This is a genomic window from Klebsiella sp. WP4-W18-ESBL-05, assembly GCF_014169075.1.
Lineage (GTDB): Bacteria > Pseudomonadota > Gammaproteobacteria > Enterobacterales > Enterobacteriaceae > Kluyvera > Kluyvera ascorbata_B.
Genome location: NZ_AP022057.1, coordinates 4,688,456 through 4,709,664, shown reverse-complemented (window position 1 = coordinate 4,709,664; position 21,209 = coordinate 4,688,456). Strand labels below are relative to the sequence as shown.

Sequence of the window (21,209 nt, the reverse complement as noted above, 5' to 3'; positions counted from 1 at the left end):
CCGATGGCTGGTGACTTTTTAGTCACCAGCCATTTTGCGCTGTATGGCGCCAGTAGCATTTCACACTGTTTGACTACTGGTTGTCCTGACAATGCACGTTTCTATCGACGACTTAATATATTGCGACAGGGTGCTCGCTCTGTGTAAATCGCAATGAAATGGTTTAAGCGTGATAGCAACAGGTATTGCGGAAAGTGTTCCATTTTCCGGTCAACAAAATAGTGTTGCACAAACTGTCTGCCCATGGACAGATGCGTCGACTTGTCAGCGAGCTGAGGAACCCTATGGTTTACTCCTATACCGAGAAAAAACGTATTCGTAAGGATTTTGGTAAACGTCCGCAAGTACTGGATGTCCCATATCTCCTTTCTATCCAGCTTGACTCGTTCCAGAAGTTTATCGAGCAAGATCCTGAAGGCCAGTATGGTCTGGAAGCGGCTTTCCGTTCCGTATTCCCGATTAAAAGCTACAGCGGTAATTCCGAGCTGCAATACGTCAGCTACCGTCTGGGCGAGCCTGTCTTTGACGTTCAGGAATGTCAGATCCGTGGCGTGACCTATTCCGCACCGCTGCGCGTCAAACTGCGTCTGGTGATCTACGAGCGCGAAGCGCCGGAAGGCACCGTAAAAGACATTAAAGAACAAGAAGTCTACATGGGCGAAATTCCGCTCATGACCGACAACGGTACCTTTGTTATCAACGGTACTGAGCGTGTTATCGTTTCTCAGCTGCACCGTAGCCCAGGCGTCTTCTTTGACTCCGATAAAGGTAAAACCCACTCTTCGGGTAAAGTGCTGTATAACGCGCGCATCATTCCTTACCGTGGTTCCTGGCTGGACTTCGAATTCGATCCGAAGGACAACCTGTTCGTACGTATCGACCGTCGCCGTAAACTGCCTGCGACCATCATTCTGCGTGCGCTGAACTACACCACTGAGCAGATCCTTGACCTGTTCTTTGAGAAAGTCGTTTTCGAGATTCGCGACAACAAGCTGCAGATGGAGCTGATTCCAGAGCGTCTGCGTGGCGAAACTGCGTCGTTTGATATCGAAGCCAACGGTAAAGTGTACGTTGAAAAAGGTCGCCGTATTACCGCGCGCCACATTCGCCAGCTGGAAAAAGACGATATCAAACATATCGAAGTTCCGGTTGAGTACATCGCTGGCAAAGTCGCTTCTAAAGACTACGTTGACGAATCCACCGGCGAGCTGATCTGCCCGGCGAACATGGAGCTGAGCCTGGATCTGCTGGCTAAGCTGAGCCAGTCTGGCCACAAGCGTATCGAAACGCTGTTCACCAACGATCTGGACCACGGTGCGTACATTTCTGAAACGATTCGTGTCGACCCAACTAACGATCGCCTGAGCGCGCTGGTAGAAATCTACCGTATGATGCGCCCGGGTGAGCCGCCGACTCGTGAAGCGGCTGAAAGCCTGTTTGAGAACCTGTTCTTCTCCGAAGACCGCTATGACCTGTCTGCGGTTGGTCGTATGAAGTTCAACCGTTCTCTGCTGCGTGACGAGATCGAAGGTTCCGGTATCCTGAGCAAAGATGACATCATCGAAGTGATGAAGAAGCTCATCGATATCCGTAACGGTAAAGGCGAAGTCGATGATATCGACCACCTCGGCAACCGTCGTATCCGTTCCGTAGGCGAAATGGCGGAAAACCAATTCCGCGTTGGCCTGGTACGTGTTGAGCGTGCGGTGAAAGAGCGTCTGTCTCTGGGCGATCTCGATACCCTGATGCCTCAGGATATGATCAACGCTAAGCCGATTTCCGCGGCAGTGAAAGAGTTCTTCGGCTCCAGCCAGCTGTCTCAGTTTATGGACCAGAACAACCCGCTGTCTGAGATTACGCACAAACGTCGTATCTCCGCACTCGGCCCGGGCGGTCTGACCCGTGAACGCGCAGGCTTCGAAGTTCGAGACGTACACCCGACTCACTACGGTCGCGTATGTCCAATCGAAACGCCTGAAGGTCCGAACATCGGTCTGATCAACTCCCTGTCCGTGTACGCACAGACTAACGAATACGGCTTCCTTGAGACTCCGTACCGTAAAGTGACCGACGGTGTTGTCACCGACGAAATTCATTACCTGTCTGCTATCGAAGAAGGCAACTACGTTATCGCTCAGGCGAACTCCAACCTGGATGACGAAGGCCACTTTGTAGAAGACCTGGTAACTTGCCGTAGCAAAGGCGAATCCAGCCTGTTCAGCCGTGACCAGGTTGACTACATGGACGTATCCACCCAGCAGGTGGTATCCGTCGGTGCGTCCCTGATCCCGTTCCTGGAACACGATGACGCCAACCGTGCATTGATGGGTGCGAACATGCAACGTCAGGCCGTTCCAACTCTGCGTGCTGATAAGCCGCTGGTTGGTACCGGTATGGAACGTGCTGTTGCCGTTGACTCCGGTGTTACTGCAGTTGCTAAGCGTGGCGGTACCGTTCAGTACGTCGACGCATCCCGTATCGTTATCAAAGTTAACGAAGACGAGATGTATCCGGGCGAAGCGGGTATCGACATCTACAACCTGACCAAATACACCCGTTCTAACCAGAACACCTGTATTAACCAGATGCCTTGCGTGTCTCTGGGTGAGCCAATCGAGCGCGGCGACGTGCTGGCAGATGGCCCGTCCACCGACTTGGGTGAACTGGCGCTGGGTCAGAACATGCGCGTGGCATTCATGCCATGGAACGGTTACAACTTCGAAGACTCCATCCTCGTATCCGAGCGTGTTGTTCAGGAAGACCGTTTCACCACCATCCACATTCAGGAACTGGCGTGTGTGTCCCGTGACACCAAGCTGGGGCCAGAAGAGATCACCGCTGACATCCCTAACGTGGGTGAAGCTGCGCTCTCCAAACTGGATGAATCCGGTATCGTTTACATTGGTGCAGAAGTCACCGGTGGCGACATTCTGGTTGGTAAGGTAACGCCGAAAGGTGAAACCCAGCTGACCCCAGAAGAGAAGCTGCTGCGTGCAATCTTCGGTGAGAAAGCGTCTGACGTTAAAGACTCTTCCCTGCGCGTACCAAACAGCGTTTCCGGTACTGTTATCGACGTTCAGGTCTTTACTCGCGATGGCGTAGAAAAAGACAAACGTGCGCTGGAAATCGAAGAGATGCAGCTGAAGCAGGCTAAGAAAGACCTGTCTGAAGAACTGCAGATCCTCGAAGCTGGCCTGTTCAGCCGTATCTACGCTGTGCTGGTTGCCGGTGGTGTTGAAGCTGAGAAGCTCGACAAGCTGCCGCGCGATCGCTGGTTAGAACTCGGCCTGACCGACGAAGAGAAACAGAATCAGCTGGAACAGCTGGCTGAACAGTACGACGAACTGAAGCACGAGTTTGAGAAAAAACTCGAAGCGAAACGCCGCAAAATCACCCAAGGCGACGATCTGGCACCGGGTGTGCTGAAGATTGTTAAGGTATACCTGGCCGTTAAACGCCGTATCCAGCCTGGTGACAAAATGGCAGGTCGTCACGGTAACAAGGGTGTAATTTCTAAGATCAACCCGATCGAAGATATGCCGCACGATGCTAACGGTACGCCGGTAGATATCGTACTGAACCCGCTGGGCGTACCATCGCGTATGAACATCGGTCAGATCCTTGAAACCCACCTGGGTATGGCTGCGAAAGGTATCGGCGATAAGATCAACGCCATGCTGAAACAGCAGCAGGAAGTCGCGAAACTGCGCGAATTCATCCAGCGTGCTTACGATCTGGGTACCGACGTTCGTCAGAAAGTCGACCTGAACACCTTCACCGATGATGAAGTGCTGCGTCTGGCTGAAAACCTGAAGAAAGGTATGCCAATTGCAACGCCGGTATTCGACGGTGCGAAAGAAGCGGAAATTAAAGAACTGCTGCAACTGGGCGGTCTGCCATCTTCTGGTCAGATTACCCTGTTCGACGGCCGTACCGGTGAACAGTTCGAGCGTCAGGTAACCGTAGGTTACATGTACATGCTGAAACTGAACCACCTGGTCGACGACAAAATGCACGCGCGTTCTACCGGTTCTTACAGCCTGGTTACTCAGCAGCCGCTGGGTGGTAAGGCGCAGTTCGGTGGTCAGCGCTTCGGGGAGATGGAAGTGTGGGCGCTGGAAGCATACGGCGCCGCCTACACCCTGCAGGAAATGCTCACCGTTAAGTCTGATGACGTGAACGGCCGTACTAAGATGTATAAGAACATCGTAGATGGCAACCATCAGATGGAACCGGGCATGCCGGAATCCTTCAACGTACTGTTGAAAGAAATCCGCTCGCTGGGCATCAACATCGAACTGGAAGACGAGTAATCCTCGCTCAAACAGGTCACTGCTGCCGGGGTAACCCCCGGCAGTGGATTGTGCTAACTCCGACGGGAGCAAATCCGTGAAAGATTTATTAAAGTTTCTGAAAGCGCAGACTAAAACCGAAGAGTTTGATGCGATCAAAATTGCTCTGGCTTCGCCAGACATGATCCGTTCATGGTCTTTCGGTGAAGTTAAAAAGCCGGAAACCATCAACTACCGTACGTTCAAACCTGAGCGTGACGGCCTTTTCTGCGCCCGTATCTTTGGGCCGGTAAAAGATTACGAGTGCCTGTGCGGTAAGTACAAGCGCCTGAAACACCGCGGTGTGATCTGTGAGAAGTGCGGCGTTGAAGTGACCCAAACCAAAGTGCGTCGTGAGCGCATGGGCCACATCGAGCTGGCATGTCCGACTGCCCACATCTGGTTCCTGAAATCGCTGCCGTCCCGTATCGGTCTGCTGCTCGATATGCCACTGCGTGATATCGAACGCGTACTGTACTTCGAATCTTATGTGGTTATCGAAGGCGGTATGACCAACCTGGAACGTCAACAGATCCTGACTGAAGAGCAGTATCTGGACGCGCTGGAAGAGTTCGGTGACGAATTCGACGCGAAGATGGGTGCGGAAGCTATCCAGGCCCTGCTGAAAAGCATGGATCTGGAGCAAGAGTGTGAAACTCTGCGCGAAGAGCTGAACGAAACCAACTCCGAAACCAAGCGTAAAAAGCTGACCAAGCGTATCAAGCTGCTGGAAGCGTTCGTACAGTCTGGTAACAAACCAGAGTGGATGATCCTGACCGTTCTGCCGGTTCTGCCGCCAGATCTGCGTCCGCTGGTTCCGCTGGATGGTGGTCGTTTCGCAACGTCGGATCTGAACGATCTGTATCGTCGCGTCATTAACCGTAACAACCGTCTGAAACGTCTGCTGGATCTGGCTGCGCCGGACATCATCGTTCGCAACGAAAAACGTATGCTGCAGGAAGCGGTCGACGCCCTGCTGGATAACGGTCGTCGCGGTCGTGCGATCACCGGTTCTAACAAACGTCCTCTGAAATCTTTGGCCGACATGATCAAAGGTAAACAGGGTCGTTTCCGTCAGAACCTGCTCGGTAAGCGTGTTGACTACTCCGGTCGTTCTGTCATCACCGTAGGTCCATACCTGCGTCTGCATCAGTGCGGTCTGCCTAAGAAAATGGCACTGGAGCTGTTCAAACCATTCATCTACGGCAAACTGGAACTGCGTGGCCTGGCCACCACCATCAAAGCCGCGAAGAAAATGGTTGAGCGCGAAGAAGCTGTCGTTTGGGATATCCTGGACGAAGTGATCCGCGAACACCCGGTCATGCTGAACCGTGCACCAACACTGCACCGTCTGGGCATCCAGGCGTTTGAACCGGTACTGATCGAAGGTAAAGCTATCCAGCTGCACCCGCTGGTTTGTGCGGCATATAACGCCGACTTCGATGGTGACCAGATGGCTGTTCACGTACCGCTGACGCTGGAAGCCCAGCTGGAAGCGCGTGCGCTGATGATGTCTACCAACAACATCTTGTCTCCAGCGAACGGCGAGCCAATCATCGTTCCGTCTCAGGACGTGGTATTGGGTCTGTACTACATGACCCGTGACAAAATCAATGCCAAAGGCGAAGGCATGGTGCTGACTGGCCCGAAAGAAGCGGAACGTCTGTACCGCTCTGGCCAGGCTGAACTGCACGCTCGCGTTAAAGTTCGTATCACTGAATACGAAAAAGACGAGAACGGCGAGTTCGTAGCCAAAACCACGCTGAAAGACACTACCGTTGGTCGTGCCATTCTGTGGATGATCGTACCTAAAGGTCTGCCGTTCACTATCGTGAACCAGCCGCTGGGTAAAAAAGCGATCTCCAAAATGCTGAACACCTGTTACCGCATTCTGGGCCTGAAACCGACCGTTATCTTTGCTGACCAGACCATGTACACCGGCTTTGCGTATGCAGCCCGTTCTGGTGCGTCTGTTGGTATCGATGACATGGTTATCCCAGAGAAGAAATACGAGATCATCTCTGAAGCGGAAGCCGAAGTTGCTGAGATCCAGGAGCAGTTCCAGTCTGGTCTGGTTACCGCGGGCGAACGCTATAACAAAGTTATCGATATCTGGGCCGCGGCGAACGATCGTGTATCCAAAGCGATGATGGACAACCTGCAAACTGAAACCGTGATTAACCGTAACGGCGAAGAAGAGCAGCAGGTTTCCTTTAACAGCATCTACATGATGGCCGACTCCGGTGCGCGTGGTTCTGCAGCACAGATTCGTCAGCTGGCAGGTATGCGTGGTCTGATGGCGAAGCCGGATGGTTCCATCATCGAAACGCCAATCACCGCGAACTTCCGTGAAGGTCTGAACGTACTCCAGTACTTCATCTCCACCCACGGTGCGCGTAAAGGTCTGGCGGATACCGCACTGAAAACAGCGAACTCCGGTTATCTGACGCGTCGTCTGGTTGACGTGGCACAGGACCTGGTTGTTACTGAAGACGATTGCGGCACGCTGGAAGGCATCACCATGACCCCGGTTATCGAGGGTGGTGACGTTAAAGAGCCGCTGCGCGATCGCGTACTGGGTCGTGTAACCGCTGAAGACGTTCTGAAGCCGGGTACGGCGGATATCCTGGTTCCACGCAACACCCTGCTGAACGAACAGTGGTGTGACCTGCTGGAAACCAACTCCGTTGACTCCGTCAAAGTACGTTCCGTTGTATCCTGTGACACCGACTTTGGTGTATGTGCGCACTGCTACGGTCGTGACCTGGCGCGTGGCCACATCATCAACAAAGGTGAGGCTATCGGCGTTATCGCGGCACAGTCCATCGGTGAGCCGGGTACACAGCTGACGATGCGTACGTTCCACATCGGTGGTGCGGCATCTCGTGCGGCTGCTGAATCCAGCATCCAGGTGAAAAACAAAGGTAGCATTAAGCTCAGCAACGCGAAGTCGGTTGTGAACTCCAGCGGTAAACTGGTTATCACTTCCCGTAACACCGAGCTGAAGCTGATCGACGAATTCGGTCGTACCAAAGAGAGCTATAAAGTGCCTTACGGCTCTGTTATGGCGAAAGGTGATGGCGAACAGGTTGCCGGCGGCGAAACCGTTGCAAACTGGGATCCGCACACCATGCCGGTTATCACCGAAGTAAGCGGTTTTGTTCGCTTCACTGACATGATCGACGGCCAGACCATTACTCGTCAGACCGACGAGCTGACCGGCCTGTCTTCTCTGGTGGTTCTGGATTCTGCAGAGCGTACTGCCGGTGGTAAAGACCTGCGTCCGGCGCTGAAAATTGTTGATGCCCAGGGCAACGACGTTCTGATCCCAGGCACCGATATGCCTGCTCAGTACTTCCTGCCGGGCAAAGCGATTGTTCAGCTGGACGATGGCGTTCAGATCAGTTCTGGTGACACCCTGGCCCGTGTTCCGCAGGAATCCGGCGGTACCAAGGACATCACCGGTGGTCTGCCGCGCGTTGCCGACCTGTTCGAAGCACGTCGTCCGAAAGAGCCGGCAATCCTGGCTGAAATCAGCGGTATCATTTCCTTCGGTAAAGAAACCAAAGGTAAACGTCGTCTGGTTATCACCCCGGTAGACGGTAGCGATCCGTACGAAGAGATGATTCCGAAATGGCGTCAGCTCAACGTGTTCGAAGGTGAACGTGTAGAACGTGGTGACGTGGTTTCCGACGGTCCGGAAGCACCGCACGACATCCTGCGTCTGCGTGGCGTACATGCTGTAACTCGTTACATCGTTAACGAAGTGCAGGACGTATACCGTCTGCAAGGCGTTAAGATTAACGATAAGCACATCGAAGTTATCGTTCGTCAGATGCTGCGTAAAGCCACCATCGAAAGCGCGGGTAGCTCCGACTTCCTGGAAGGCGAGCAGGTTGAATACTCCCGCGTCAAGATTGCTAACCGCGAACTGGAAGCGAACGGCAAAGTGGGTGCAACCTTCTCCCGCGATCTGCTGGGTATTACCAAAGCGTCTCTGGCAACCGAGTCGTTCATCTCTGCGGCCTCGTTCCAGGAGACCACTCGCGTGCTGACCGAAGCAGCCGTTGCGGGCAAACGCGACGAACTGCGCGGTCTGAAAGAGAACGTTATCGTGGGTCGTCTGATCCCGGCCGGTACCGGTTATGCGTACCACCAGGATCGCATCCGTCGCCGCGCGGCGGGTGAAGTTTCTGTCGCGCCGCAGGTTAGCGCTGAAGAAGCGACCGCGAGCCTGGCAGAGCTGCTGAACGCAGGTCTGGGCGGTTCCGACAACGACTAATCGTTCACGCTAGTGCGATAAGTTGAAAAGGCCACTCTTCGGAGTGGCCTTTTTTATTGCTGCTCCGTAATTGCCGGATGGCGGCTTCGCCTTATCCGGCCTACAAATGCTACAAATGCAAAAGGCACCCTGGTGGGTGCCTTTTTTATTCCGTCATCGTGCGTTTAGCTCACCAGAGGAATACGGCGGTACAGTTCAATCATGTCGGTGGCCAGATCCTGGATAACCATCGCATTCATCAGGTGATCCTGAGAATGAACGGTAATCAGGTTAACCGGCAGCTTGCCCGTGCCTTCGTCGATGCCGATCAGCTGCGTCTGGATACCGTGTGCCAGCTTCACGAACTCGCGGGACTCTTCCATCGCTTTTTCTGCGCCTTCGAAGTCACCCTTACGCGCGAGCTGCAGCGCGGTTAATGCGGAGCTACGTGCGGCACCGGCGTTCACCAGCAGTTCCATGATGATTGATTCTAAATCTTCCACGTCTTCCTCACTCCATTAACTTAAGGGCTTTCTCAAGCACGACATCGCCTTTCATCATGCCGTAATCCATCATATCGATGACCGCGACTTTCTTGCCCAGCGGGTCGGCCAGCGCCTGTAGCTTAGCCTGCTCATACTTGACCTGTGGGCCGAGCAGAACGATGTCTGCCTCGTTGATATTCGCTTTGAATTCGGCCACCGGTACGGCTTTAATTGAGACTTCAACCCCTTTTTTCTGAGCTGCGTCCTTCATGCGTTGAACCAGCATGCTGGTGGACATACCTGCAGCGCAGCATAAAACGATATTCTTCATAATGCTCCCTCATGACCCGTGATTAACCATGTTTATCGCGAGCTGAAACGATCAACAACCGCTTTGCAGCGATTGTGTGTAAGGCATCACAAAGATTGTCGCAAAAGTCTGAAACCGGTTACATTTTTTAGCGTGGCGCAAAGACAAAAATACCCGCGGCGCGGGTCTTTCGTTATCGAGGGGGAAAGTCAGGAGGTTGAGGTACGTTCGATGCGATTTTTCCCCTGGCGTTTGGCGCGATAAAGCGCTTCGTCAACGCTCGAGACCAGGTGATCCAACGTCTCCATATGCCATTCGCCCAGCCCGGCGCTGAAGGTGACATGCAGGCCTTCTTCACGCCATGACCGGTTAGCCACGTTCAACCGCCATAGCTCCAGCAGGGCGGCGGCTTCGGCAACGTGTTCGGCGGTGAAAATAACCGCAAACTCTTCGCCACCGTAGCGATACAACGATAGACCATGTGCCTGCAGGATAGCGATCCCTTCACGGGCAACGCTGCGCAGGACAATATCCCCGCTCAGATGACCCCAGGTATCGTTAATGGATTTGAAGTTATCGATATCGACCAGCGCGAGTGCGAACGACTGTCGCTCGTTCATCAGCTTAGCGATGTCGGTATCGAAGGCCCAGCGGTTCTTACAGCCGGTCAGCGAGTCGACGGTCGCCTGGCGCACGTAGGCCCGCTCGCGCGCTTTATTCGTCTCAATCGCTTTATGCAGCATCACCTCCAGGCCCGGCGCTCGTTGGGTATCACCTGTCTTGATGGCGTTAATGATATTCATCAGGATGCCGCGTGAGGCGTGCCGCAGGTACAGGCCGAAGGTAATGATAATCAGACCTGCCAGCGCGAAGCCCCACGAGATGATGATACTTTCATGCTGCGCCAGCATGCTGAGGGTATGGCCGGAAACTTTATAGATCACAAACCAGTCAGGGTTGGTGAAGGAATAGTAGTAATACCAGGTACGACTGGGTTTATCGAACACTTCTCCTTCGCCAGCGGTCATGCCGTTAAGCAGTTGTTCAGACACGACCGTCTGGAACAGCTTGCCGCTGTCCGGATGCAGCAGCGCCTGTCCCTGGCGGTTGACGATGAAGAACTCGCCTTGCACCGGCGAGCGCATCTGCCGCAGCGTATGGCTCATGGCGGTGAGATCAAAGTGGAACGCCAGCGTGCCTTTTAGTTTGCCGTCGGTCGAAATAACCGGTTTTGCCAGCGTCACGGTCTGTTGCTGCGTGAAGAAATCGGTGTAGGGCTGGGTATAGCGGCTGAAGATCCCGACATCGCCCTGATGCACGAACCACGGGCGGGTTGAGGCATCAAAAACCGGCGCATTCGGGCGCTCAATCGCCTGCGGTGCGCGCAGGTAATGGCCTTGCGTATCGGCGATCGACAGCGAAGAGACGGTGGGCATCATGGACAGCAGCTGCATCATGGATTGCAGCCCTTGCTCGGGGTCGATATTGACGAGTCTGTTCAGCTCATCATTACGGGCTAAAAAGGTTGTCGCACGCCCCAGAATATAATCGTTTTCATGCAGAATGGATTCCGTGTAATTGACCGCAAGGTTATGGGTGAAATTGCGGTTAATACTGTGATAATCACGAATAATATCATTGCGTTGAATGATAGTGACCAGCGTGGCAATAATCACAAAGCACAGGATGATGCCGGCAAAACTGATAAAAATAGGCGCTGTAAACGACAGCCGCCTGCTGTGAGAACTCATCATGGTTTCCATTCCCGGAGTGAATTGCAGAAAACCAGAGAGAGCAGGTACCGCAATCGTATACACATATTTATGACTCAATAATTATACTTTATCGATGTAAACATGAGTATTTAATCTATATGTATAGATTAAATTGCTAGTAAATACCGTTTTTTATGAAATATTCGTTTGTTAGGATTGGGTGAAGGGCGGCGCTTGAAGCACGTCGCCCTGAATCAGTGTAGCTCACTTTTAGCGCGGTGCGCTTCGTCCGAGCCAACTGTCCCAGTCTTTCCATACCGGCTGTAGCCCGCGCGCGGTTAACGCGTTGGCGACTTCGGCAGGGGTTCTGGCATCGTGCGGCGAGAACTGTTCCAGTTCCGGGCGATCGTCGGCGTAGCCGCCGGGCTGGGTTTTGGAAAAGGCGCTGACGTTATTGATGGCTAGCGGGATCACGCGGTCACGGAACCAGGGAGACTCGCGGGTGGACAGCGATAGTTCGGTATCCGGTGAGAACAGACGAAAGGCGCAAATCGTCTGTACCAGCTGCCGTTCATCCATCAGCGATGCCGGCTCGATGCCGCCCGCGCAGGGCCGCAGACGCGGGAAGGAGATTGAATAGCGGCTTTTCCAGTAGCGCTGCTGAAGCCACATCAGGTGCTCGGCGACCATAAAACAGTCGACCCGCCAGCTGTCAGACAGGCCTATCAGCGCACCGAGGCCAATTTTATCCATGCCTGCCAGGCCCAAACGGTCCGGCGTATCGAGACGCCAGAAAAAGTCCTGCTTTTTGCCTTTCAGGTGATGCTGAGCGTACATTCCTTCGTGATAGGTCTCCTGATAAACCATCACGCCATCCAGCCCCAGCGCCTTCAGCTCGGCGTATTCCTCGGTCGCCAGCGGCTGAACTTCCATGTGCAGTGACGCAAACTGTCGGCGAATAGCCGGAAGGTGGCGGCGAAAATAGTCCATCCCGACTTTTGCCTGATGTTCACCGGTGACCAGCAGCAGATGCTCAAAACCCAGCTCACGGATGGCCGTGCACTCCCGAGCAATTTCTGCGTTATCCAGCGTTTTACGCTTGATACGGTTGCTCATTGAGAAACCGCAGTAGGTGCAGTCGTTGGCGCAGAGATTTGAGAGATACAGCGGAACGTAAAAGCTCACGGTGTTGCCAAAGCGCTGACGGGTGAGCTTCTGCGCCCGCTGTGCCAGCGGCTCCAGATAGTCGGCGGCGGCAGGCGAGAGCAGCGCCATCAAATCATCGCGGCTAAGCTGCGAAGCGTTGAGGGCGCGTTCCACGTCAGCGGCGGTTTTCCCGTTGATACGCAGGCGGATGTCGTCCCACTCCAGCTGTCGCCAGCGGTCGGTGAAGGTATTCATGCCAGTGCCTCCAGAAATCCCGTCAACGGGCTGGTGGCCTGCGCGAGCGAGCTTTTGCTGCCGGGGACGGCCTGGCGCGCCAGAAGGCCCGCTTCAACCGCCAGACGGAAAGCGGTGGCCATCATCACCGGATCGTCCGCCACGGCAATCGCCGTGTTGACCAGCACCGCGTCGGCGCCCATTTCCAGCGCCTGCGTGGCGTGGCTGGGCACGCCGATGCCTGCATCAACCACCACCGGCACGGTCGCCTGCTGGATAATAATCTCCAGCATCGCTTTGGTTTCCAGCCCCTGGTTAGAGCCGATAGGCGCGCCGAGCGGCATCACCGCCGCGCAGCCCACGTCTTCCAGCCGCTTGCACAGTACCGGATCCGCGCCGCAGTAGGGCAGCACCACAACGCCCTGTTTCACCAGCGCTTCGGCGGCTTTTAGCGTTTCAATTGGGTCCGGCAATAGCCAGCGGGCATCCGGGTGGATTTCTAATTTCAGCCAGTTTGTGCCCAGCGCTTCACGCGCCAGTTGGGCGGCGAAAATCGCCTCTTCAGCGGTTTTCGCTCCGGAGGTGTTAGGCAGCAGCGTCACGCCCGCGTCGATAAGCGGGGCCAGAATGGCATCGTTATGCTGGCGCAAATCCACGCGCTTCATGGCCAGCGTCACCAGCTGGCTGCCGGAGGCGCGAATCGCCTCGACCATCAGCTGCGATGAGGCAAATTTTCCGGTACCGGTGAACAGATGTGAATCAAACGTTTTGTCGGCAATACGTAACATATCAACCCCCTGCAATAACCTGAAAAAGCAGGATCTGGTCGCCTTCCTGCACGATTTGCTGCTGCCACTGCTCGCGCGGCAGGATCTGCTGATTGAGCGCCAGCGCCGCGCCCGGTTTAAGCTGATTAAGCTCGGTGAGCAGCCCGCTGACGGTTTGTCCCTCGGCGCACTGCATCGGCTCATCATTGAACTGAATCTGCATGTTGCCCTCCGCATACCGGGCAGCCATTGGCCCGACGCAGCGCAAGGCTGCGCCACTGGCTGGTTTTACCGTCAAACAGGCGTAACTCGCCGCTGGGCGTCGCAATGCCGCTAAGCAGTTTGATGGCTTCCAGCGCCTGCAAGGTGCCCATCACGCCGACAACCGGGCCGACGATACCGGCGGTACGGCAGTTGCGCTCAGGTTCGACATCATCCGGCCACAGGCAGCGGTAACAACCTTGTTCCCACGGTGGCGTGAGCACCATCAACTGGCCGCCGAAACCGACGGCGCTGGCGGTCACCAAAGGCGTATTCAGCGACACGCAGGCGGCGTTAATTTCCTGACGCGTGGCCATGTTGTCGGTACAGTCGAGCACCACGTCGGCCCGCTCGACAGCGTGCCGCAGCGCATCGCCCGTCAGCCGCTGCTCAAGGACGACCAGCTCGCTGTCCGGGTTAAGACGCGCCAGATGGCATTCCGCCGCCAGCGCTTTCGGGCGAGCAATGTCGTCGGTGGTGAACAATATTTGCCGTTGCAGATTGCTCAGATGAACGTCGTCATCGTCCGCCAGCGTCAGCGTGCCGACGCCCGCTCCCGCCAGATACAGCGCGGCAGGCGAGCCTAATCCGCCCAGACCGACAATCAGTACATGGCTGTCGAGCAGCTTTTGTTGGCCCTCAATCGCGATATCGCCGAGCAGGATCTGCCGGCTGTAACGCATAAAGTCGCGGTCATTCATCGCCGACTCCCGCTATGTCGAGCAGCTGCGCTGTGGCTGCCTGCCAGTCAGCCGCCTGGGTAATGGCGCTGACCACGGCAATGCTGCCGACGCCGGTTGCCAGCACTGCGGGCGCACGTTCCAGGCTGATGCCGCCAATGGCGACGGTCGGGTAATCTGCCAGTCGTTCAATATGACTTGCCAGCTGCGTCAGCCCCTGCGGAGCGGAAGGCATCTGCTTGGTTTGCGTGGGGAAAACGTGGCCGAGTGCGATATAAGAAGGCTTAGCCGCCAGCGCGATGTCGATCTCCATATCATCGTGAGTGGAGACACCCAGGCGTAGCCCCGCCGCCTGAATCGCCTTCAGATCGGTGGTTTCAAGGTCTTCCTGGCCCAGATGCACGCCGTAAGCGTTGTGCTTAATCGCCAGCCGCCAGTAGTCGTTGATAAACAGGCGGGCGTCATAGCGACGCCCCAATTCAATGGCGGCCATGACGTCGGCTTCGACCTCTTCATCACGCTTATCTTTAATGCGCAGTTGGATCGTGCGTACGCCCGCCTGCAGCAGGCGTTCAATCCACGCCACGCTGTCCACCACCGGGTAAAGCCCGAGGCGGAACGGCACGGTCGGGAAATCAGGCTGGTACATTATGCCTCCTCTTTTTTGAGGTAGATTTCACCGCCTTTGGCGCGGAAGTTCTCCGACATATCTGCCATTCCCACTTCAATAGTCTGCGCGGCGGCGTAGTCGCGTACTTCCTGGCTGATTTTCATCGAGCAGAACTTCGGCCCGCACATGGAGCAGAAATGGGCGACCTTGCCGGACTCCTGTGGCAGGGTTTCATCGTGGTAGGCGCGGGCGGTGAACGGGTCGAGTGCGAGGTTAAACTGGTCTTCCCAGCGGAATTCGAAGCGCGCTTTCGACATCGCGTTGTCGCGGATCTGCGCGCCCGGGTGCCCCTTCGCCAGGTCGGCGGCGTGAGCGGCAATCTTGTAGGTAATCAGCCCTTGCTTCACGTCTTCTTTGTTCGGCAGGCCGAGGTGCTCTTTTGGCGTCACGTAGCACAGCATCGCGCAGCCAAACCAGCCGATCATCGCCGCGCCAATGCCGGAGGTGAAGTGGTCATAGCCCGGCGCGATATCTGTCGTCAACGGCCCTAAGGTGTAGAACGGCGCTTCGTGGCAGCTCTCCAGCTCTTCGGTCATGTTGCGTTGGATCATATGCATCGGCACATGCCCTGGGCCTTCAATCATCACCTGCACGTCGTATTCCCAGGCGATTTTGGTCAGCTCGCCCAGCGTATGCAGTTCGGAGAACTGCGCTTCGTCGTTGGCATCCTGAATCGAACCCGGGCGCAGGCCGTCACCGAGAGAGAGCGAGACGTCGTAGGCGGCGCAGATTTCACAAATTTCGCGGAAATGTTCAAACAGGAAGTTTTCTTTGTGATGCGAGAGGCACCATTTCGCCATAATTGAACCGCCGCGCGAGACAATTCCGGTCAGGCGTTTAGCGGTCATCGGCACGTAGCGCAGCAGTACGCCGGCATGGATAGTGAAGTAGTCGACGCCCTGTTCGGCCTGTTCCAGCAACGTATCGCGGAACGCTTCCCAGGTGAGATCTTCGGCGATCCCGTTGACCTTCTCCAGCGCCTGGTAGATCGGTACGGTGCCGATCGGCACCGGGCTGTTACGCAGGATCCACTCGCGGGTTTCGTGAATATAGCGACCGGTGGAGAGGTCCATCACCGTATCTGCGCCCCAGCGGGTCGACCACACCAGTTTTTCGACCTCTTCTTCGATAGAGGAAGTGACCGCCGAGTTACCGATGTTGGCATTCACCTTCACCAGGAAGTTGCGGCCGATGATCATCGGCTCGGATTCCGGGTGGTTGATGTTGGCGGGAATAATCGCCCGGCCCGCAGCGACTTCATCACGCACGAATTCCGGGGTGATATTTTCCGGTAGACGAGCGCCAAAGTTCATCCCCGGATGCTGGTGGCGCAGTACTTCACTACGAATACGCTCGCGGCCCATGTTTTCACGGATGGCGATAAACTCCATCTCCGGCGTGACGATCCCCTGACGGGCGTAGTGCAACTGGGTCACGCGCTTTCCGGCTTTGGCGCGCTTTGGCGTCAGCAGGCCGCTGAAACGCAGCCCGTCCAGGCCATCGTCGGCCAGGCGCTCTTTGGTGTAAGCGGAGCTGCGGTCGTCTAATTCTTCGCTGTCGTTACGCGCCGCAATCCACGGCTGGCGCAGTTTCGCCAGGCCCTGCTGGACGTTAATCGCCACGTCAGGATCGCCATACGGCCCGGAGGTGTCGTACACCGGCACGGCTTCGTTGTCTTCAAATTGCGGGTTGTCTTTGCTGCCGCCAATCAGCGTCGGGCTCAGCTGGATTTCGCGCATCGGAATGCGGATATCCGGCTGCGAACCGGTAATATAAATGCGTTTTGAGTTAGGGAAGGCGGTCCCTTCCAGGGTATCGATAAAGTGTTGGGCTTGCGCGCGCTGTTCGCGGCGTGATGGTTTAGTAGTGGCAGACATAGCTCATTCCAAAAAAGTAAGGACGTGGCTTGTCAGACGACGGATGAAGCAAGAGAGGCGATCGCCCAGGGGCGATACGGTTGTAGATTGACTCTTGTTCCCTTCGCAGGTCTTAACCTGATCAGGTTCCGCGGATCCCGAATTAACGGTCTCAGCCCGTGCTTGCGCACTGGGCACTCCGACAAGAAGTAACCTCAGATGAGAGGTAATGAATGTAAACTACTCGTTAATGCAGTAAATCTCAAGCCGGGCGTTTCATTTCGCCCCCATCGAGCGCATTAAACGTCAGCATGATGAGCTGATCTTCCAGTAAAAAACGTGCCTCCAGCGCTTCGCCAATATCAGACAGCGCCTGCTGGAAGGCATAAACGTTATCCTGGTCGATGGCGTTTTCCAGCGTGGAATCGTAGTAGTCCATAATTTGCTGGGTGTTAGCATCCAGCAGCGGCCAGATTTTTCCGGCGTTTAAAAGCGGACTCTCGCCTTCCATTTTATGGATAATGCGTTCATAAATACTGAAATGACCGGCAGAAAGATAATCGACCAGACGCTGACAAAAGTCATCCAGCGCTTTCTCGTTAAGACGCATGAACGATTCTTTGCCAGGCTTAAGGCCAACCAGATTGTAGTAAGCCACGAGCAGGTGCTTACGAATATTCAGCCAGCGGTCGACCAGTCTATGGTGTCCTTTTACACGCTCTGTCAGGCTCTCTAACTGGTTTAACATAGGTTGACTCCCGCATCGGTAAGTGAAAATCTGCTCACGTCAATATGTAAATATTATGTTAATAACATGCCTGTGAAGCAAAGGTAGCGCAAGAGATATGGATCGTATAATTGAAAAATCGGATCGCGGCTGGTGGATCGTTAGTCACGAACAAAAATTATGGCTGCCGGCAGGCGAATTACCATATGGCGAAGCGGTAAATTTCGATCTTGTGGGTCAGCGCGCACTGCGGATTGGTGAATGGCAAGGGGAGCCGGTCTGGCTGGTTCAGCAGGCGCGCCGTCATGATATGGGGTCGGTTCGCCAGGTGTTGGATCAGGACGTTGGGCTGTTCCAGTTGGCCGGGCGCGGCGTGCAGCTGGCGGAGTTTTACCGCTCGCATAAATTCTGCGGCTACTGCGGTCACACAATGCACCCAAGTAAAACAGAATGGGCGATGCTGTGCAGCCACTGCCGCGAACGCTACTACCCGCAAATCGCCCCCTGCATTATTGTTGCTATTCGTCGTGATGATTCCATTCTGCTGGCCCAGCACGTTCGCCATCGCAACGGCGTGCATACCGTGCTGGCCGGTTTTGTTGAAGTGGGCGAAACCTTAGAGCAGGCGGTTGCGCGTGAAGTGATGGAAGAGAGCGGCATCACGGTGAAAAACCTGCGCTACATTACCTCGCAGCCGTGGCCGTTCCCGCAGTCGCTGATGACGGCGTTTATGGCGGAATACGACAGCGGCGACATCGTCATCGACCCGAAAGAGCTGCTCAATGCCAACTGGTATCGCTATGACGACCTTCCGCTTTTACCGCCGCCGGGCACCGTGGCGCGTCGGCTGATTGAAGATACGGTGGCAATGTGTCGGGCCGACTACGACTGACATGTTACAATGGGCGCATCAACGCTAAAGGAATGTAAAAATGACCGAACTGAAGAACGATCGTTATCTGCGTGCGCTGCTGCGCCAGCCCGTTGATGTGACCCCGGTATGGATGATGCGCCAGGCGGGCCGCTATTTACCGGAGTACAAAGCTACGCGCGCGCAGGCTGGGGACTTTATGTCGCTGTGTAAAAACGCAGAGCTGGCCTGCGAGGTAACGCTGCAGCCGCTGCGCCGCTTCCCGCTGGATGCGGCGATCCTCTTCTCGGATATTCTGACCATTCCCGATGCAATGGGGCTGGGGCTGTACTTCGAAGCCGGGGAAGGTCCGCGCTTTACCTCGCCCATCACCCGCAAAGTTGATGTGGAAAAGCTGCCGATTCCGGATCCGGAGGGTGAGCTGGGCTACGTCATGAACGCGGTGCGCACCATCCGCCGTGAGCTGAAGGGTGAAGTCCCGTTGATCGGCTTTTCCGGCAGCCCGTGGACGCTGGCGACCTACATGGTGGAAGGCGGTAGCAGCAAAGCCTTCACCGTGATTAAAAAGATGATGTATGCCGATCCGCAGGCGCTGCATCTGCTGCTGGATAAGCTGGCGCAGAGCGTCACGCTGTACCTGAACGCGCAGATCAAAGCTGGCGCGCAGTCGGTGATGATTTTTGACACCTGGGGCGGGGTGTTGACCGGCCGCGATTATCAGCAGTTCTCTCTGTACTACATGCACAAAATTGTCGATGGCTTACTGCGTGAAAACGACGGCCGCCGCGTGCCGGTGACGCTGTTCACCAAGGGCGGCGGTCAGTGGCTGGAAGCGATGGCGGAAACCGGCTGTGACGCACTGGGCCTCGACTGGACGACCGATATCGCCGATGCGCGTCGCCGCGTAGGCCACAAAGTGGCGCTGCAGGGCAATATGGACCCGTCTATGCTGTATGCGCCAGCGGCCCGCATTGAAGAAGAAGTGGCGACGATTCTGGCCGGTTTTGGTCAAGGCGAAGGCCACGTCTTCAATCTGGGCCACGGCATTCATCAGGACGTACCGCCGGAACACGCGGGCGTCTTTGTTGAAGCGGTGCACCGTCTGTCGGCGCCGTATCACCGCTAATGGATCTCGCGTCGCTGCGCGCGCAGCAGCTTGAACTGGCCTCTTCAGCGATCCGTGAGGATCGCCTGCAAAACGATCCGCCGGATCTGATCGGCGGGGCGGACGTGGGCTTTGAGCAGGGCGGCGAAGTGACGCGGGCCGCGATGGTTTTGCTGAAATACCCTTCGCTGGAGCTGGTTGAATACCAGGTGGCGCGTATCGCCACGACCATGCCTTACATTCCAGGCTTTCTCTCCTTTCGTGAAACTCCCGCGTTGATGGCCGCCTGGCAGCAGCTCTCGCACAAGCCCGATCTGCTGTTCGTTGACGGTCACGGCATCTCTCACCCGCGCCGTCTGGGCGTCGCCAGCCATTTTGGCCTGCTGGTGGACGTGCCGACGATTGGCGTGGCGAAGAAACGCTTGTGCGGCCAGTTTGAGCCGCTCGCTGCCGAACCCGGAGCGTTAGCGCCGTTGCTGGATAAAGGCGAACAGCTGGCATGGGTCTGGCGCAGCAAAGCGCGCTGTAACCCGTTGTTTATCTCCACGGGCCACCGCGTGAGTCTGGATAGCGCGCTGGCGTGGGTACAACGCTGCATGAACGGCTATCGCCTGCCGGAACCTACGCGCTGGGCAGATGCGGTGGCATCTGAACGCCCGGCTTTTACGCGGCTTGCAGCAAAAATGCCCCATATCGGGTAAACTGCGTCTAATTTCCGTATTTGAGAGCTCATCATGTTACAAAACCCGATTCATCTGCGTCTGGAGAAGCTGGAAAGCTGGCAGCACGTCACCTTTATGGCTTGCCTGTGCGAACGCATGTACCCGAACTACGCCATGTTCTGCAAAGAGTCGGAATTTGGTGAGCCACAGCTGTACCGCCGCATTCTCGATCTCATCTGGGAAACCCTGACGGTCAAAGACGCGAAGGTAAACTTCGACAGCCAGCTTGAAAAGCTGGAAGAGGCGATTCCGGCGGCAGACGACTACGACATGTACGGCGTCTATCCGGCGATCGATGCCTGTGTTGCATTGAGCGAATTAATACATTCGCGTCTGAGCGGTGAAACGCTCGAACATGCGATTGAAGTCAGTAAGAGTTCGATTACCACCGTCGCCATGCTGGAAATGACCCAGGCCGGTCGCGAAATGACCGATGAAGAGCTGCGTTTGAACCCCGCTGTAGAGCAGGAATGGGACATTCAGTGGGAGATTTTCCGCCTTTTGGCCGAATGTGAAGAACGCGATATTGAACTGATTAAAGGGCTGCGCGCAGACCTCCGAGAGGCCGCTGAAAGCAATATTGGTATAATTTTTCAGCAATGAGACAATAAAACGTGATTTACCGCCTGAATTGTCACGCCTGAAGGCTTCACATCTGCCCCCCGTCTGGTCTACATTTGGAGGGCGAAAAAAAGTGGCTATCGGTGCGTGTATGCAGGAGAGTGCTTTTCTGGCATTTTCGTCGCACTCGATGCTTAGCAAGCGATAAACACATTGTAAGGATAACTTATGAACAAGACTCAACTGATTGATGTAATTGCGGACAAGGCTGAACTGTCTAAAACCCAGGCTAAAGCTGCTCTGGAATCCACCCTGGCTGCTATTACTGAGTCTCTGAAAGAAGGCGATGCTGTACAACTGGTTGGTTTCGGTACCTTCAAAGTGAACCACCGCGCTGAGCGTACTGGCCGCAACCCGCAGACCGGTAAAGAAATCAAAATCGCTGCAGCTAACGTGCCGGCATTTGTTTCTGGCAAAGCACTGAAAGACGCTGTTAAGTAAGGCTGC

The 21,209-nt window shown here is 55.5% G+C and carries 17 protein-coding genes and 1 riboswitch; of the genes, 7 read left to right on the top strand and 10 right to left on the bottom strand.

What is annotated here, in order from left to right; translation table 11 throughout:
• Positions 1-284 precede the first annotated feature (284 nt).
• Complete coding sequence (rpoB, locus tag H7R58_RS22405) at positions 285-4,313, top strand: DNA-directed RNA polymerase subunit beta (protein WP_106930769.1); 4,029 nt, start codon at positions 285-287, stop codon at positions 4,311-4,313.
• Between the two features lie 76 nt (positions 4,314-4,389).
• Positions 4,390-8,613 carry a DNA-directed RNA polymerase subunit beta' gene (rpoC, locus tag H7R58_RS22400; protein WP_106930767.1) on the top strand — a complete coding sequence of 1,408 codons (4,224 nt, stop codon included), beginning with the start codon at positions 4,390-4,392 and terminating at the stop codon, positions 8,611-8,613.
• Positions 8,614-8,777: 164 nt separating this feature from the next.
• Here rpoC and H7R58_RS22395 read toward each other — a convergent pair whose 3' ends face one another.
• From H7R58_RS22395 to rsd, 10 genes are all read right to left on the bottom strand, one after another.
• Complete coding sequence (locus H7R58_RS22395) at positions 8,778-9,095, bottom strand: PTS lactose/cellobiose transporter subunit IIA (RefSeq protein ID WP_035895909.1); 318 nt, start codon at positions 9,093-9,095, stop codon at positions 8,778-8,780.
• 7 nt (positions 9,096-9,102) lie between these two features.
• Positions 9,103-9,408 carry a PTS sugar transporter subunit IIB gene (locus H7R58_RS22390; protein WP_064546542.1) on the bottom strand — a complete coding sequence of 102 codons (306 nt, stop codon included), beginning with the start codon at positions 9,406-9,408 and terminating at the stop codon, positions 9,103-9,105.
• Positions 9,409-9,596: 188 nt separating this feature from the next.
• Positions 9,597-11,138 carry a sensor domain-containing diguanylate cyclase gene (locus tag H7R58_RS22385; RefSeq protein WP_106930765.1) on the bottom strand — a complete coding sequence of 514 codons (1,542 nt, stop codon included), beginning with the start codon at positions 11,136-11,138 and terminating at the stop codon, positions 9,597-9,599.
• Between the two features lie 234 nt (positions 11,139-11,372).
• Positions 11,373-12,503: a 2-iminoacetate synthase ThiH gene (thiH, locus tag H7R58_RS22380; protein WP_182929672.1), complete on the bottom strand. Its 1,131-nt coding sequence runs from the start codon at positions 12,501-12,503 to the stop codon at positions 11,373-11,375.
• The gene (gene thiG, locus H7R58_RS22375; RefSeq protein WP_182929671.1) at positions 12,500-13,270 is read right to left on the bottom strand and encodes a thiazole synthase; all 771 of its coding nucleotides are present in this window, start codon (positions 13,268-13,270) and stop codon (positions 12,500-12,502) included. The genes thiH and thiG overlap by 4 nt, the downstream gene beginning before the upstream one ends.
• A 1-nt stretch (position 13,271) precedes the next feature.
• On the bottom strand, positions 13,272-13,472 hold the full coding sequence (gene thiS, locus H7R58_RS22370) for a sulfur carrier protein ThiS (protein WP_003033088.1): 201 nt from the start codon (positions 13,470-13,472) through the stop codon (positions 13,272-13,274).
• Complete coding sequence (locus H7R58_RS22365; protein ID WP_182929670.1) at positions 13,453-14,211, bottom strand: HesA/MoeB/ThiF family protein; 759 nt, start codon at positions 14,209-14,211, stop codon at positions 13,453-13,455. The genes thiS and H7R58_RS22365 overlap by 20 nt, the downstream gene beginning before the upstream one ends.
• Positions 14,204-14,839 carry a thiamine phosphate synthase gene (gene thiE / locus H7R58_RS22360; protein ID WP_003845327.1) on the bottom strand — a complete coding sequence of 212 codons (636 nt, stop codon included), beginning with the start codon at positions 14,837-14,839 and terminating at the stop codon, positions 14,204-14,206. Before thiE ends, H7R58_RS22365 begins: the two co-directional genes overlap by 8 nt.
• On the bottom strand, positions 14,839-16,737 hold the full coding sequence (gene thiC / locus H7R58_RS22355; RefSeq protein WP_182934533.1) for a phosphomethylpyrimidine synthase ThiC: 1,899 nt from the start codon (positions 16,735-16,737) through the stop codon (positions 14,839-14,841). Before thiC ends, thiE begins: the two co-directional genes overlap by 1 nt.
• Positions 16,738-16,818: 81 nt before the next feature.
• A riboswitch (TPP riboswitch) is annotated at positions 16,819-16,928 on the bottom strand.
• A 50-nt stretch (positions 16,929-16,978) separates the two neighbouring features.
• Positions 16,979-17,464, bottom strand: a complete 486-nt coding sequence (gene rsd, locus H7R58_RS22350; RefSeq protein ID WP_106930757.1) for a sigma D regulator — start codon at positions 17,462-17,464, stop codon at positions 16,979-16,981.
• A gap of 97 nt (positions 17,465-17,561) precedes the next feature.
• Here rsd and nudC point away from each other — a divergent pair, with 97 nt between their 5' ends.
• The 5 genes from nudC (at position 17,562) to hupA (ending at position 21,203) form a co-directional block, all read left to right on the top strand.
• Positions 17,562-18,335 (top strand): NAD(+) diphosphatase, encoded by a 774-nt coding sequence (nudC, locus tag H7R58_RS22345; RefSeq protein ID WP_106930755.1) that lies wholly within the window; start codon positions 17,562-17,564, stop codon positions 18,333-18,335.
• A gap of 40 nt (positions 18,336-18,375) precedes the next feature.
• The gene (hemE, locus tag H7R58_RS22340) at positions 18,376-19,440 is read left to right on the top strand and encodes a uroporphyrinogen decarboxylase (RefSeq protein WP_182929668.1); all 1,065 of its coding nucleotides are present in this window, start codon (positions 18,376-18,378) and stop codon (positions 19,438-19,440) included.
• A complete protein-coding gene (gene nfi / locus H7R58_RS22335; RefSeq protein WP_106930751.1) occupies positions 19,440-20,120 on the top strand; it encodes a deoxyribonuclease V in 681 nt (226 codons plus the stop codon). Before hemE ends, nfi begins: the two co-directional genes overlap by 1 nt.
• Before the next feature lie 33 nt (positions 20,121-20,153).
• The gene (locus tag H7R58_RS22330; protein ID WP_106930749.1) at positions 20,154-20,744 is read left to right on the top strand and encodes a YjaG family protein; all 591 of its coding nucleotides are present in this window, start codon (positions 20,154-20,156) and stop codon (positions 20,742-20,744) included.
• Between the two features lie 186 nt (positions 20,745-20,930).
• The gene (gene hupA / locus H7R58_RS22325; RefSeq protein WP_001044509.1) at positions 20,931-21,203 is read left to right on the top strand and encodes a nucleoid-associated protein HU-alpha; all 273 of its coding nucleotides are present in this window, start codon (positions 20,931-20,933) and stop codon (positions 21,201-21,203) included.
• Positions 21,204-21,209: the final 6 nt, after the last annotated feature.

Coding starts and splice junctions, on each gene's coding strand:
- rpoB (WP_106930769.1), top strand. CDS start 285: ATGGTTTACTCCTATACCGAGAAAAAACGTATTCGTAAGGATTTTGGT.
- H7R58_RS22390 (WP_064546542.1), bottom strand. CDS start 9,408: ATGAAGAATATCGTTTTATGCTGCGCTGCAGGTATGTCCACCAGCATG.
- H7R58_RS22385 (WP_106930765.1), bottom strand. CDS start 11,138: ATGAGTTCTCACAGCAGGCGGCTGTCGTTTACAGCGCCTATTTTTATC.
- thiH (WP_182929672.1), bottom strand. CDS start 12,503: ATGAATACCTTCACCGACCGCTGGCGACAGCTGGAGTGGGACGACATC.
- thiG (WP_182929671.1), bottom strand. CDS start 13,270: ATGTTACGTATTGCCGACAAAACGTTTGATTCACATCTGTTCACCGGT.
- thiS (WP_003033088.1), bottom strand. CDS start 13,472: ATGCAGATTCAGTTCAATGATGAGCCGATGCAGTGCGCCGAGGGACAA.
- H7R58_RS22365 (WP_182929670.1), bottom strand. CDS start 14,211: ATGAATGACCGCGACTTTATGCGTTACAGCCGGCAGATCCTGCTCGGC.
- thiE (WP_003845327.1), bottom strand. CDS start 14,839: ATGTACCAGCCTGATTTCCCGACCGTGCCGTTCCGCCTCGGGCTTTAC.
- thiC (WP_182934533.1), bottom strand. CDS start 16,737: ATGTCTGCCACTACTAAACCATCACGCCGCGAACAGCGCGCGCAAGCC.
- rsd (WP_106930757.1), bottom strand. CDS start 17,464: ATGTTAAACCAGTTAGAGAGCCTGACAGAGCGTGTAAAAGGACACCAT.
- nudC (WP_106930755.1), top strand. CDS start 17,562: ATGGATCGTATAATTGAAAAATCGGATCGCGGCTGGTGGATCGTTAGT.
- hemE (WP_182929668.1), top strand. CDS start 18,376: ATGACCGAACTGAAGAACGATCGTTATCTGCGTGCGCTGCTGCGCCAG.
- nfi (WP_106930751.1), top strand. CDS start 19,440: ATGGATCTCGCGTCGCTGCGCGCGCAGCAGCTTGAACTGGCCTCTTCA.
- H7R58_RS22330 (WP_106930749.1), top strand. CDS start 20,154: ATGTTACAAAACCCGATTCATCTGCGTCTGGAGAAGCTGGAAAGCTGG.
- hupA (WP_001044509.1), top strand. CDS start 20,931: ATGAACAAGACTCAACTGATTGATGTAATTGCGGACAAGGCTGAACTG.